Annotated in this window: 8 protein-coding genes; 5 read left to right on the plus strand and 3 right to left on the minus strand. The window is 58.2% G+C overall.

The genetic code is table 11. From position 1 onward, the window contains the following. Nucleotides 1–152: 152 nt before the first annotated feature. The 4 genes from J3A66_RS18120 (at nt 153) to J3A66_RS18135 (ending at nt 6,702) form a co-directional block, all read left to right on the plus strand. The gene (locus J3A66_RS18120; RefSeq protein WP_056409580.1) at nt 153–575 is read left to right on the plus strand and encodes a hypothetical protein; all 423 of its coding nucleotides are present in this window, start codon (nt 153–155) and stop codon (nt 573–575) included. A gap of 18 nt (nt 576–593) precedes the next feature. After that, nucleotides 594–1,880, plus strand: coding sequence for a hypothetical protein (locus J3A66_RS18125; protein WP_235516547.1), 1,287 nt, complete (start codon nt 594–596; stop codon nt 1,878–1,880). Nucleotides 1,881–2,241: 361 nt separating this feature from the next. Beyond that, complete coding sequence (locus J3A66_RS18130) at nt 2,242–5,160, plus strand: VIT domain-containing protein (RefSeq protein ID WP_209570582.1); 2,919 nt, start codon at nt 2,242–2,244, stop codon at nt 5,158–5,160. A 303-nt stretch (nt 5,161–5,463) separates the two neighbouring features. Beyond that, nucleotides 5,464–6,702, plus strand: coding sequence for an ABC transporter permease (locus J3A66_RS18135; RefSeq protein ID WP_209570583.1), 1,239 nt, complete (start codon nt 5,464–5,466; stop codon nt 6,700–6,702). 461 nt (nt 6,703–7,163) lie between these two features. Here the strand turns inward: J3A66_RS18135 and J3A66_RS18140 are convergent, their stop codons facing one another. After that, nucleotides 7,164–8,147, minus strand: coding sequence for a 2OG-Fe(II) oxygenase (locus tag J3A66_RS18140; protein WP_209570584.1), 984 nt, complete (start codon nt 8,145–8,147; stop codon nt 7,164–7,166). 50 nt (nt 8,148–8,197) lie between these two features. Beyond that, nucleotides 8,198–11,482, minus strand: a complete 3,285-nt coding sequence (locus tag J3A66_RS18145) for a TonB-dependent receptor (RefSeq protein WP_209570585.1) — start codon at nt 11,480–11,482, stop codon at nt 8,198–8,200. Nucleotides 11,483–12,983: 1,501 nt separating this feature from the next. Between J3A66_RS18145 and J3A66_RS18155 the strand changes: the two genes are divergently transcribed. Then, nucleotides 12,984–13,529: a LysR substrate-binding domain-containing protein gene (locus tag J3A66_RS18155; RefSeq protein WP_245337161.1), complete on the plus strand. Its 546-nt coding sequence runs from the start codon at nt 12,984–12,986 to the stop codon at nt 13,527–13,529. Between the two features lie 284 nt (nt 13,530–13,813). Here the strand turns inward: J3A66_RS18155 and J3A66_RS18160 are convergent, their stop codons facing one another. Beyond that, nucleotides 13,814–14,221 carry a response regulator gene (locus J3A66_RS18160; RefSeq protein ID WP_209570587.1) on the minus strand — a complete coding sequence of 136 codons (408 nt, stop codon included), beginning with the start codon at nt 14,219–14,221 and terminating at the stop codon, nt 13,814–13,816. Nucleotides 14,222–14,429: the final 208 nt, after the last annotated feature.

Consider the following 14,429-nt stretch of genomic DNA (forward strand, 5'->3'; position numbering starts at 1 on the left):
ACCACAAATAGTTGGGATGGAGAAGATAGCGGACATTGCTGGGTGAAAGTAAAATAGGCTTGGGGTACCATGCTGACATGCACCTACTCATCTCGAAAGGGCGATGCTTTGCACCTCGCCGGTTTCTTAGTTGCGCTCCTGCGCTCGCCTGAATGCTGATCGGGCTCGCTCTCACGTTTGCCGCCCAGGTGTCTTCATCTCTTCCAGTGCTGGTGAACGAGTTTCCCGCGACCAAGACGGACCAGGCGCTCACAAATTCAATCTCATGCAAGCCGAACGGCAACTTTTCGGTCAATCTGCGATGGCGCTTCCGACAGGGTGTGGTGAATGCCCTGGTCAAGCGCAACGGCGTAGCATTGCCGCAGAAGGAGAGCAGCAAGCTTGTCGCGGCTCTAACCAGGGCGACCGACCTGCTCTATGTTCAGATGGGTTGTTCCGGCTCACTCGATGCGCAGATTAACGTCGTATACGTGGGACGAGAGAGTGGTCATCCTTCGCCGATGATGTTGCCGGTAACCATCCGGGCAAACACCATCGAACTGCTCCCAACCGTTCAGGTGCCGTTGCTTTCATAACGGAGCATATGCGCACTGTTGGGCGTTCCCGTCGTTGCAAAAGTGACCGCTTTTGCGATGCGACACAGGCCGTCATCGGTCTTGAATGTCGCAAAAGCAGCGACATTCGAGACGTTCGAAACTCAGCACTTCCGCGACGAGCGGCAGTTCGCAGCCACAGCCGCTGTTTGGAAGGCAACCGTTGCCGCCTATCGTTCTCACTACGGTGAGGTACTAAAGGGGCACTGCTGCGGCGATTTGGAGGGAGGGCTACCGCCCATGCACACGTTGGATCGCCGCTTTCTTCAGCTGTGGGCAACCGTGACCGCGGGAGCGGGGTGCGCAATTTTCCTCGCGCCGATCCTAGTACTGCTCATTCTATCGATTATCGGCATACCGCTGGCGATGCTGCTCGGCATCCTGCCTGGAGTTTGGGTATATCTTACCCCCACTCTCGCTCTATACGGGCTGCTGCGAGTGTCGCGGAGGAGAGCCCGCCCGCTGTTGCTGCTGGTAGTCGCAGCCATACCGCCGCTTGCGGCCGGCTTCTTTGTTCCCTTGCTTGCCAACAGGGCAACAGAGGAGCGCGTCGGTGCGATCCTGGCGCAGGACCATGGCGAGCCACCAATGCTGCCGCGCGGCCTGTCGATCGTCTACGCTGTCGATCGGGGACTAGGATCTCCGGACAAGTGCTGGGACACCTGCCAGCGGCTGTTGTTCTCGCAGACCGCGGCCAGCTTTGCAGAGGTGTCTTTGAAGCATGTGCCGCTGCTCGCTTCGTTGCCGAAGCCTGTTCGTCGCTTCTCGCTTGGGCCGATAGGTACAGGGTGTGAAAACTCACGCATGCAGGCGACGTATGCGAGCGAGAAGGAGGTCGGGAGGATCCATCCGGCGCCGCTGCTGTGGGACAAACTACCCCAACTAGCACGGCAGGGATTGTGCCTTCATGATGACGCGGTGCGCGATGCGCGGCCTGATGTGCTAGTGATAAATCGGTGGAACTACGATCCCGCCTTTCGCGGCTTCCGCTTTGATGGGTCAGGCTGGCGTCTTTCGCTTCATCCCATCGCCCCCTTCCGGCGACGCGAAGTGTTTCGCCGCCGCACGCCGGAAGGTTGGACACGGCTGATGCGTCGTACGGAGGTCCAGTACGCGCGCCTTACCGCGCCACTTTGGCTTGTACCGGGATTTTCATTCGACACGGCCTCGCCGACGCATTGGCAATGGCGTAATCAGCGCACCGTCGGTAGCCCGATTGAACACTATCAACCGACGAATTGGAACGGGATCATAGCCAATGATCTCGCTGTGCAGGGACTGCGCTGACGAAAGCCGCTGCCTGTCGAAGGGGACCCGGACCGCGGCGATATGGCGCGAGCTAAAATCTGGGCATACGTGCGCGAACAATTGTTTCTTTTGCGATGTGCTTTGAAGCGGACCGGCAGGTTTCCGCCCACTCTCAGCCATCCCGCTGTCGCAAAATCGGCGACATGCGCGACGTCCGAAACTCAGCATTCTGCGGCAAGGCTGTGCCTACCCTCACTCAATCGCAGACGTCCGGTCGGCCGGTGACGCCGGCCTAACGTTGCTTGGGATAACCGGGCGAGGCGGTTGCTCCAGGCATGGGTGCGGGCTAGCCTCTGGGCGATACAAGGGGGCGAATATGCTGGCACGGTGGACAGGAATCGTGACGCTGGGTTTTGCCCTGATCGTGAGTCAGGGGGCATCAGCGCAGATCGCCAATCCGGTACTGACCGCGCGGGCCAACGGCATTCGGGACGAGGCCCATGCCCGGCCGCTGCAATTACGGCGGCTGGACCTGTCGGTTGAGCAACGCGGTGGCGTGGTCGAGACGACCGTCACCGCCGCCTTCGCCAATCCAGAGCGCGAACAGATGGAAGGCGACTTCCGCCTGACCCTGCCCGAGGGAGCGGTCGTGACCGGCTATGCGCTGGATATCGGTGGCCGGATGGTCGACGGTGTGCTGGTCGACCGGCCCCGCGCCAAGGCGGTGTACGAAGCGCGGGTCCGCCAGCGCGTCGACCCTGGCCTTGCTGAGGTCAGTGCGGATAATGTCTTTTCGACTCGTGTCTTTCCGATTTGGCCGGGATCCGGGCGGACGATCCGCGTGACCTTTGTCGCCCCCGTCGGTGCCAAGGGTTGGCGCCTGCCGGTGAGCTTCGATGCACCGGCCGAGGGGTGGTCGATGCGTGTGCATGCGACAGGCATGGCGGGTGCGCCAGTCGTGACGCTGGGTGATACGGCAATGGCGATGACGGCGCAGGGCGATGGCTTCCTGGCCGAACGCGCGGGTAAGGGCGCACTGCCGCCCGGTACCTTGGCGATCGCCTCCACGCGCATCGCTGATCTGGTAGAAAGCACTCATCGCAATGGCGAGCGCGACGTCCAGCTCGGTGGCGACCTTCCGGCCTCAGCCGCCAGTGCGGTGGCCCCAGCGCGGCTGCGCATCTATTGGGATCGTTCGCGCTCTCGGCTGAATGCCGACACTGCGCGCGAGATCGCGCTGGTCAAGGCGGCGATCAGCGACTGGCGGCCGGCTACGATCGAGTTGGTGGCGTTCAACAGCAGCGGGGCGCTTCGCCAAACAGTCGGCACCGCCGAACAGGCCGCTGCGTGGCTGGCCACGCTGTCCTATCGCGGTGCGACAAGCTTTGCGCCGATCAGCCGCGACGGCCTGGCCGATCGCTGCCTGATGTTCACCGATGGCCGAGCGACGCTTAATCGAGGTGCCAAGATAGGTGCATCCTGCCCGATCGACGTAGTTAGCAGCGCGAGCGGTGACGACCGGGCCTGGGCTGGGCATCTGGCCCGAGCGCAAGGCGGGCGTCTGATCCTACTGGACGGCGAACTGGCTGCGGCGTTGGCGCAATTGCGCGCGCCGGCCACGGGCGTGGCGGCGGTGATCGACCGCGATGGACGCCCGGTCCCCTTCATACCGCTGCCCGCCCCCGCCGGGCGCTGGTCAATCCTGACCCGTGCGCCCGCGTTCGGGCCGGTTATGGTGCGACTGAACGGTGGGCAGGCAATCGTCTGTGTGGTCGAGGGCAATGGTGTCGTCTTTGACGGTCCCGGTGCGCTGCTGGCGCAGGACCAGTTGGCCGAGCTGGGCGGCACCGACCAGCGTGAGGCCTATGTCGCGCTCAGCCGCCGTTACGGCATCGCTAGTCCCAGCCTGTCCTTCCTCGTCCTGGAAGGCGTGAACGACTATCTGGCGGCCAAGATCGACCCGCCCGCCACGCTACCCGCCGGGTGGCGCGACGATTATGAGCGGGCCCGCAAGGCGGCGGACAGCAACGACGCCTCGCAAGCACAGCGTCACCGCGAAACCCTCGTGAACGAATGGCGGGATCAGGTCGCCTGGTGGAAGACGAAGTTCGATCCGGCGGCGGTGCCCAAACGGATCGCTACCTCGCGCAGCTTCGATCGGACGGCACCGGGCGAGGCGCCACCACCTCCTCCTCCTCCTCCTCCTCCTCCGCCACCGGCCCCCGTGGGAACGGCGACGTCACCACCGGCCGTCTATGCACCCACTGCGCCGCCCGCACCCCCGGCCCCTCGGGGCAGCCCTGCGGCGGGCGACATCGTGGTGAGCGCCAGCAGGGCGGGTGCCGAGTCCGGCCCCGCCGCGCCGTCGGTCCAGATCGATGCCTGGCAACCCGACCGCCCCTATCTGGAACTGTATGACGGCAAGCCCGCCGATTTCGTCGAACGCTTCCGCGAGGCCGAGGCGCGGCATGGGACGCTGCCCATCTTCTACCTCGACACCGCCGCCTGGCTGGCGAAGCGCGGGCAGATGGCGGAGGCGCAGGAAATGGTTCTGTCGGCGCTCGAACTGCCCACCGCCGATGACACGACGCTGGGCATGGTCGCTGACCGGCTCGAGCGCTACGGCGCCTGGGACCCCGCGGTGGAGTTGCGCGAGCGACAGGCGGCGCTCGATCCGGATCGACCGCAGCCGCGCCGCCTGCTGGCGCTAACTCTCGCCCGCCGGGCCAAGGCGCAGCCCGCCACGGCGCGCGCCGATCTGACCCGTGCGATCACGCTCCTGTACGATGTCGCCATCACGCCACAGTCGGAACTTTGGGAGGGGATCGCGCTGATCTCACTAAACGAGGCCAATGCCATGCTGCCGCGCCTGCGCACGCTGGGTGGCACCATCGACATGGACCCGCGTCTGGTCGGGCTGCTCGACGTCGATGTGCGCGTTGTCATCGACTGGACCAGCGACGGGTCGGACATGGACTTGTGGGTCGACGAACCGACCCGCGAACGGGCGATCTACAACAACAATCGCACCGTGATCGGCGGACGGTTGTCGAACGACATGACGCGTGGGTACGGGCCGGAGGAATATATGCTCCACATCGCGCCAGCGGGCACCTACACCGCACAGGCCAATGTGTTTGCGCCCGACCGGATCGACCCCAATGGCGCGACCATCCTGACCGCGCACCTGTTCCGCAACTTCGGTCGTAAGAACGAAACTGTCGACAGCGTCGATATCGAGTTGAAGCGTGACGAAAAAGGCGCGCGGATGATCGGCCGGGTCGTGGTGCCTGCCAAGCAGGTGTCGACCAAACGATGACGGTGGCTGACGTTCGAGTTTGGTAAGGGATCGCACGTCAACGAGCGGCAAGGTAGCCACCTTGCTACCGCAACGCGGCCGCGCCGACTCCTAACCCAAAGCAGGCAGTCTGCTGTCGCAAAAGGCGGGACATACGAGACGTTCGAAACTTAGCAAATTCGCGACACTGGGCGGTGGTGGCCCTACTTGGACGACGAGTGCCGCTTTTAGCACGCACTGGTGGTCATTCATCCTGGCGCCTACCAACAGGATCGTACCATAAGGTCACGCTCCTGTTTTTAGGATGCAGGCGTTGCTGGAAGGATGTCCTTGCTCACGACTTTCGAGAAGCTTCTTGCCTCGCGCTTCCTGGTCCCTGGCGCAGGTGGGCGCTTAGCACTGCTAATTGCGGCGATCGGGTGCGCCGGCATCATGATCGGCGTCGCGTCGTTGGTTTTAGTCGTGAGCTTCATGAATGGCGCCGAGGTCCGACTTGCAGGGCAGATCGCGTCGGCGGACGGCCACCTGTTCGTCAGTGGTCCGAGGCTTCGAATTGCTCGCCCGGGCAAGGTGCAACGGACGCTTGAATCCATTCGCGGGGTGCAGGCGGCAACCGCATCGCTAGACGCTTCCGGTCTGATTACCGCTGGCGGAAGATCGTTTGCGGCTAACCTGCAAGGTGTGCAGCCGTCGCAGATAAGCGTCAGCCCCCTGTTTAACGGCTCAGCACACAGCATTGCAGGCGCTGCTCCCACGAGCTCAGGAACCATGGCCTTGGGGAGCGATCTCGCGGACAGGCTTGAGATTGCTCCTGGCGATCACGCAGCGATAACAATGGTCCGCTTCGATCGTGATGGACTTGCTGTCGATAACCACGATCTCGCCGTCTCCGGCGTCGTAAGCACGCAAGTACAGTCGTTCGACAGTCGCCGCGTCATAATGCCGATCGCCGACCTTCGAGCGATCCTGAGAACGGACAGTGTCGCCAGCAAAATCAATGTACGACTCAGCGATCCTGAACACCAAGATGCGGTCGTAGCGGCTATCAAGGAACGACTGGGGCCGGGCTATACGGTTGCTACCTGGCAGAGCATGAACGCAACTCTGTTCACGGCGCTGGCGCAGGAACGGCTGGCCATGACGTTGATCATATCGTTGGTAACGCTTATCGCTTTGTCGAACGTGCTGTCATCGATGGTGATGCTGGTTCGCTATAAGGTGCGCGAAATTGCTATTCTTCGGACGATGGGCATGTCGCGATACTCCACGGCGAAGGTGTTCATTGTCGTTGGCGTGGCAATCGGCCTCGTCGGCGAGCTGGCTGGTTTGGCACTCGGGTTCGGTCTGAAAGCCGCCAAAGATCCGATCACCGCCGGAATCAGTGCGATGATGGATCACCCGCCTATCGAGCTCGAAGTTCTGCTTTCTCTTCCCTTGGTAATCTCTCCCACCGAGATTGCCTGGATCGTAGCGCTGGTTTCGATCGGCGTTGTGACCAGCACAATTTACCCAGCTCTACGGGCAGCTGCTGTGGATCCAGCTTCTGTCCTCAGACACACCTAGCTCCGTCGCAAAAGGCGGGACATACGAGACATCCGAAACTCAGCACTTCTGCGACAGCGGCTTGGCACGGCGCAGAGCGAATGCAACATTCATTACGATAGGAGAATGTCTGTGGCGTTGAACTGGGTAAAAGCGCGTCGAGCTCCCTCCCGCTCGTGGTGTGTTAATCCGAAATCTATTAGCTTGATCGCCTCTGCGTTAACGGCGTCTCAGATTGGAGAAAGCGATTCCGCATCGGCCCAGTACAATCCTCAGTAGGAACGTCGAGTAATTAACCAGCGGATATCTCCTACTGGCCGCTACCGTAGTACCTGCCCGACTTTCATCCGTGGTGAACGGGTCACTGATAGAGAAATGGAAAGCTGACGCGGCAATACAGGCTGCGCAGACCAATTGCGCGAGTACGACAATAAACACCGTAAGCCGGTTAAAGAAGATTGCTAAACAATATTTTTCGTTCGTTATTGATTCATATTAGATATCCAGGCATTAAACTCGGCTTGACGGATCCAACGTGTTGCTATCCACTTAATACCGCCAGTAACCGGCAAACCAGCATGACGCGATAACAGATCCAGAGCGCCGTCTACCCCAGTGCTTGTGAATGCGATGATGTCCCCGGCACGGGGAATTATTCGGAGGTTGGCCAAAGGAAAGTCTGTCTCACCTCCACCGAACCCGTCGTTCAAGTACGCGATCGCCGTTACGGTCCTCTGGTTAGTTGCACCTGGCAGGGCGTCTGAATGCAATTTGTACTCCTGGCCAGTTGCATACTTCAATATCTGCAAAGGCTCACCATTCTGTAACGGTGTCTGGGTCAGTGCAGCAAAACGGCGGTTCAACGCGGCTACTGGCAACGTCTCCTGGGCCGGACCAATAGTTGCGCTGAAAGATGTCCGGATAGGATGCGCGATTGGGCGATGTGTCACGGGATCCACGACGACGCAGGGTTCTAAAAGAGGATGTCCTACACCTGCGATGTGGAGGCATTCGGCCGGGGTCACGGCACCTCGGAAACGGACCACATATGGAGATTGAGAAAGCACCTCGGCCGGAGGCAGTCGCCGCGGATAGCCGTCGGAACCCAGATTCATCGCATGGATGATCTCGATGTGTTGCCTTGCTACCGGATCCGTCTTCGCCGCGGTCTCCAATAGACCGAGTGCGCTATGCCAGTTGCAGGGACCGCCTGTGCCATTGGCAGTCAACGCTACTTCCAGAAGAGCCGCATCAACATGCCCGATCTCCACCGCCCGGCGCAACGCAATGCGAGCACGCGATAGATCACGCGGTATCAGGTCGCCACGTAGAAGCCATGTGGCCAGCTCAGCCATAGCAGAAGCATCGCCGAGCTGCCCGGCCTTCTCAAACGCCGCGATCGCCGGCTCAGGCTGACCGTTCTTAGCAAAGCGAAGAGCCGACGCGAATGTATCGGCATGCATCATGTCGTCACCAGTCGGTGAGGGGCGGGAAGAATCCCGCCCCTCTTCAGTTATCAGAATGTTGCCCGGACGCCGGTGAAGAAGCTCCGCCCAATGACTTCGTAGATGGCGCTATCAGCCCCAGTTGCAGTCGAACCCAGCGGTGGCTTTCGATTACCGAGATTGTCGATACCGACGAACCACTCCATCCCCTTACGATTTGCCGTATCCGAGCCGAGTTGCACCGAAGCGCGCACATTGTGGTACACTATGTCTGGATAGCGTCGGATATCATTTGCATCGACGTTTTGCGCGGGGTTGCCATTGATTGGGTATAGGTTGGCATAGGCAGTCGTAAGCATCGGTCCAATATAATGTGCGCCATACCCTACGGTGAACTGACCAACGGTTAAATCGGCGTTGAACGTGAACTCATCTTTGGGAGTGCCCAGCTGACCAAGAATACGCGTTTCAAAGCTAGGACGCGTCGGGTCGGTAAAATTGCTGTTTCGAAGCTGGTGGGTGTAGTAACCTCGAACGTTAAGGCGAGCAGCTTCGCCAATTGAATGATTATAGTTCGCCTGTACGTCAATACCGCGGCGCTTAAGCGACGCGAAGTTAAGACTTGCCTGGGTCAGTGATCCTTGAAGAATCTGCCCAGGTACCTCACCGTTTGGACCAGCTCCGCTCCCAGTGTAGCGCTGGAAGAGATTGCAGAACTGACTGTTGTCATAGCATAGATCAACAATCTGCTGCGCAGTCGCCGCTGTAATGACGTTTTTAACGTCGATGTCAAAATAGTCGATCGTCAAATCGAAGCCTGGCAGGAACCGGGGGGTAAGCACTGCACCCACCGTCAGCGACTTTGACGTTTCCTGCTCGAGCAATGGATTGCTGCCACTCAGGATCTCAAGCGAGTAGCCGAGATTGGTTAAGCCCTGGAATTCCGCGTTGTTTATCAAAACGCCGAGGGCAGCCTGGCAATTAGTGTTGCGCTGCGGAGTACCCGACCCAATACGACCTGCGTTGCATGGATCCAAGAAGCCAGGTGCAAAGTCCTGATTCGTTGGCGAAGCAGTGTCGGTATAATTGGGCGCACGAACCGCTTTGCCGTAGTTGGCACGGAAACGGATATCGCGGACCGGCGACCACTCACCGCCAAAGTTCCAAGCCCAAACGCTGCCAGTGGAGCCATATGCTTTGTTGTAGTGCGAATACCGTGCGGCACCACTCAGGCTGAGGCTATTGAAGAAGGGCATGTCCTTCAAGATGGGCACGTTCAACTCGCCGAAGCCTTCAGCGACTTCTAGCGTCGGTGGATCAAACGTCTGAAGCGCGTTTAGGAAGGTCAGCCCGTCTTGGACGTCCGGGTCCGCAACGAAGTTTGCATCCTCCCGGCGGTACTCGCCGCCGAGGACTACTGCGATAGCGCCGCCCGGAAGATTGAAGAAACCACCGCTGTCGACGTTCACAAAGCCAGTAGCGTCATACTGTGAAAGACGACCGCGGCTTCCTGAGTTGCTGACGATGTAATTGCGCGCGGCGGTGTTATCCAAGCCGCCGAACGCATTGTAAGGTACGCAAGCGGCGATGTCGCTAGCCAAGCGTGCAGCAGCAACGGCATTGCCGTCCAAGTCTGCAACCCCCCCTCGGGCCGCAGGGTCAAATTTGGAGCGACATTGAATGCCGGCGCCGGGGTTGTTCGGATCTATGCCAGCATCCTGCGCCAGCAGCAGCCGCTGCTGATTGACGTTACCAAGAATCGTGATCTTCTGATTTGCACGGCCGTAGTTGCCGGAAATCTCATAGTTCACATGCGGCGTTAGGTCCCCACGCACACCTGCAACGATGCGGTAAACCTCACGTACCGTGTCCTCGTCACGAATACCCAGGTCAGAGAAGTTTCGAGCGTTGGTAAAGCGATAGCTTCCGTCGGCAATCGCAGCGCGGTCTGCAGCTGAGAGCGCACCGGCACCGCCCGTCAAACTGGTATTACTTCCCGATGCGAGAATAGCGTTCGTGAGCGTCGTACGCGCCGCGCTGTTTAGGAACGGATTATCAAGGCGATAATTAGCTCGATAGTCGCTGAAGGTCTGGTTAAATCCCTGATTGAACGCCGGCCCCGAATTCGAGCCGACTGTATGCGCCCGAGCGTACTTAGCTTCAACGAAGAAATCAGCCGCATCGCTTACCTTAAAGTGTCCTAGCAAGTTTGCGCTGAAGCGTTCGTTCTTCGGCAAAACCGAAAGCAGACGATCCTCACGGTTGTTGTCGCCATTACCGCCAAGGAATGTACCGGTAGGCCCGGTGCTGATCCGGTTGCCGGTTTGCGGCACCAAATTACCGGCTGAATCAAAAAGATAATTACAATTGTAGTTAGTACGGGCTCCCGTGCCGCCAGGGATACCCGCGCCGCAGGGTGCTGCGGTGTTGCGGGTCTGTACGACTGGTACCAAGCCGAACCGAGCAATCGTTGAGGACCGTATGTTACGCCCAAAGACGACGTCCGGAATTCCGTCGCTGCCATTCGTCAGTCCGGCACCATCGACGTCGTTGGTCACAAAGCCGTTAGATTGACGGAAATACGGGATCTGCGAACCGAATAACCGATCCTGCTTCGAGTACTCCAATGCCGCCGTGAGATTGCCTCGGTCATCGGCAAAGTTCTTACCTGCAATACCGGATATGTAACGGTTGCCGCCCGACCCAAACTGAGGAATGCTGTTGCCCGCGCGTAATTGCAGACCGTCAAAATTGTTCTTTAGAACGAAGTTGACAACGCCAGCGATAGCGTCGGAGCCATAGACGGCCGAATTGCCGCCGGTCACGATGTCGATACGTTCGATTAGGTCGGTTGGGATGGTGTTAGTATCCACCGCCGCTGCCGTATTCTGGATATCCGACGGCACGTGCCGGCGACCATTAACCAGCACCAACGTGCGTTGCACCCCAAGCCCACGAAGATCGAGAAGGTTGAGGCCTGCAACGCCAATTCCCGAGCCAGGATTCTGCTGCGAGAATGTGCTGCGGAGCTGCGGAAGATCGTTTAACGCTTCACCGACGTTTGGATCGGCCCTGCTGTAGATATCTTGAGACCGGATAGAGGCAATTGGAACAGTTGATTCCAGGTTCGGTCGCCGGATGCGCGATCCCGTCACGACGATCTCTTTGCTTCCCCCGCCAGGAGGAGTTTCGTCTACGACTGTAGGGTCGCTACCAACTGCCGTGCTGACTTGAGTATCAGTAGCGCTCGCATCTGCAGCGCCGGCCGCGGGAGAGCCCGCGTTCTGCGCCTGCACATATGCTGGAAACAGGCTTAACGAGCTTACCAACGCCGTCGCTGTCAAAAACCGGATCATCACTACATCCCTGTAACGTACGACACCTTATGGTGCTCAGCCGCTAAGCTCGCCTAACCGCACGGGTTTATAAAGCTCGGAAAGTGCTGTCGGTAATTTATTCCGACCGGTGTCATCTAAATGACACATGTTGACCAAACTCGGCAACATCTCTTAATATCGTGACAATGCTGAGACACTTAGTGATGTTATGTAAGGAAAATCTGGTATTTTGTGTTAATTCGCTCAGGCACTGCCCACCTGCTCATAGCGAGCGTCAGAACGCTATACCAGAATGGCGATCATCCCGCCCCTTTCTAGGCCACTTTGAATGGATCAGGCCTGTTGAAGACGCATTGTGTTCATGTTGGACCATTAGAAGTACGCGACCCCTGATCGTAACCCAGGCTTGGCCAGGCATGGTTCTCACTTGTGTATCTTATGATAGTGTCGGGACGATTGGCCGAGCGTGGCGCCGTATTGATCGTTTTTGCGCGTGGGCTGCTCATTCTATCGCGCTGCAACGCCTCTCTGAATTAGAGAAATGTTCATGGAAAATCCGCGACTCGATGTTAAGTCTGTAGATGTTAATTTGCGAGACTCGTGTTCTAACCACGTCAAAACTGTGTTGATATGCAGTAAAGTGGACGATTGCGAGCTGCTTAAAAGCACATTAGGTCGATATGGTTTTATTGTTGAACATACCACGGACATATCATATGTTGAAAGCGTCGCTTACTCGTTAACAGTTGATATTATGATCGTCGACGGTCCGTCTCTATATTCAGATACGGCGTCGGTGATTGGGCGCCTGTTATTAGTCAACGATCGGCCCGGTATAATTGTGCGATCGAGTTCAAACGATGACGTAGATCGGATAGTTGCGCTCGATATGGGAGCGGACGATTGTGTCGATGTATCGTGCAGCGCTCGTGAGATCAGTGCGCGAGCAGCCGCCATTACTCGCCGGACCTCAGTAAGACCCGAGGTAAAGCGTAAATTGGGAAGCCTTGAGTTCGCTGGCTGGGAGCTTCAGGCGGACAGGCGACAGCTGCTTACGCCTACTAAAAACATAATACACTTAACAAGTGCCGAATACTCAATTCTAAGGTGTCTTTTAAGCAATCCTGGGTTCGTTCGAAGCCGGTCAGACTTACGTTATTTTCCTAATAAGAGTAATGATGATGACGGTCGTCCGCGAACTATGGACGTATTGGTAAGTCGTCTTCGTAAAAAGATGATGAGTTATGGTGATGAAAACGTCATTGAGACTGTTCGGGGACTTGGATACAGGTTGATTACGCGATAGCGGCGCATCGCTACATTTATATAGGCGGTGTTCGAAGAGGGGGTAAGCAAACTGCTTCGCTATTGATCATCTCCAAAATTCACCACGCAACCGACGAAGCATTGCCAGGCGTCAGTATTGATTCCGGTTGAGTGGGAAATAATATCTTAGACTCTGGGGCCGCCAGCCGATCCGGTCGAACTCGCGAGACATGCCTGCATCATCCAGCACGGCCTGTCTGGTTGCGAGAGCTGGCGCTTCACGCACGGTCAGACCGGTGCTGCCGTTGCCGTTTCCGCAAAGCTCTCGATCAACTCAGCGCCAGGCGTGCTGGCAGCGGCAGTTGCGGGCATGGGTATCGCGCTCGCGACTCACATCATGGCCGGCGAGCAACTGGGAACCGGGCAGCTCCCCCAGTTGCTCGAAGCCTGGCAGCTCGCGCCAGCCGAGGTCCATGCCATCTTTCCGGCTGGTCCACAGCTTTTAGCAAAGGTCATGGCGATCGTAGATCACCTCGGCGAGGCACTAAGCAAACCATGGCGTCTTGGCGAGGTGCCGCCTGAGAAAGGAGCGTACCACATTTCTGGCAGATGCTGCCTTTCTCGAAATAGCATCCTTTATGGCAACGCCGGCCGCGCTCGGCTACGTCAGCTATCCGCCTCCGCTTGCCCGAAAGCGGACGGACGGCTCTCCACTAATTCCGGTCATTCCGCTTACGCCCAAATCCGGGCGTTTGGGCGTGCGGTCAGATCTTCCGATAGCCGCCATCCGTTAAGCTAGCTTACGAGCAGTAGTAGAAATCGCAGCGAGCGTCGCGCATCCATACTATCGACGTCGCTGGGTTAAGACAAATATACTGTTTCTATGAGCTCCGATAAGCCGCTGACGGCCCAAGATTTGAAGGACGAATTGGAAGTGTTACTACAACTCGCGGACAACCTCGGCCTCACGGTCGTTGGTGCGTTGCTAGCGTCCGCAATCGACGTGATCCCGATCGTTCGACATTGATATCATTCCTCCCCATCTCGACCATTTCGCCTCTAACCAATAAGCTGTGTCGTTGATCAAACCGCCTTTTTAAGCGGCTCCGGCAATTTGTTGTCCGGGAGCATATTCCGCAAATGCTGGTGCACCATTTGCTTGTTGAACGGCTTGGAGATGAATGTGGCCTTTTCAGGCATCTCGCCCGCTTTTGGTAGAACATGACCGGACGCGATCACGATTTCGATCGCCGGCCAGCGTTCGGCGACATGCCGTGCTAACGCAAAGCCGTTGGTGTCGCCGGGCATGTCGACGTCAGAGAACAGCAGTACTATGCTTTCCCAATTGTTGGCTAAGACCCGCTTCGCCTCGTCGCCATCCATGGCCTCGTAAAAGCGGAATCCGGCGTCTTCGAGGATAGCAGTCGTATCCATCATGATGAGCGGATCATCATCGACAACGAGGGCGTAAGGTACGGTTGAAAGGGTCATGGAGTTCTAACCCGCCCGCCATGGGCCGAGTTGCGGCCCGCGAGGATTTCGGCTCGTTTTTCTCGGAATACAACCGCGGCCTAACCGTATTTGCGGGCCATACCGGCGTCGTTCGCAGGCTGTTAACCCAGTAGTTTTGTCGCAATAGCTATCTTAGCCTACTGACATTAAAGAGTAAAAAACATGCAGCGTCCAACGACATAAGGCC

Source organism: Sphingomonas sp. PvP018 (assembly GCF_017876865.1).
GTDB lineage: Bacteria > Pseudomonadota > Alphaproteobacteria > Sphingomonadales > Sphingomonadaceae > Sphingomonas > Sphingomonas aerolata.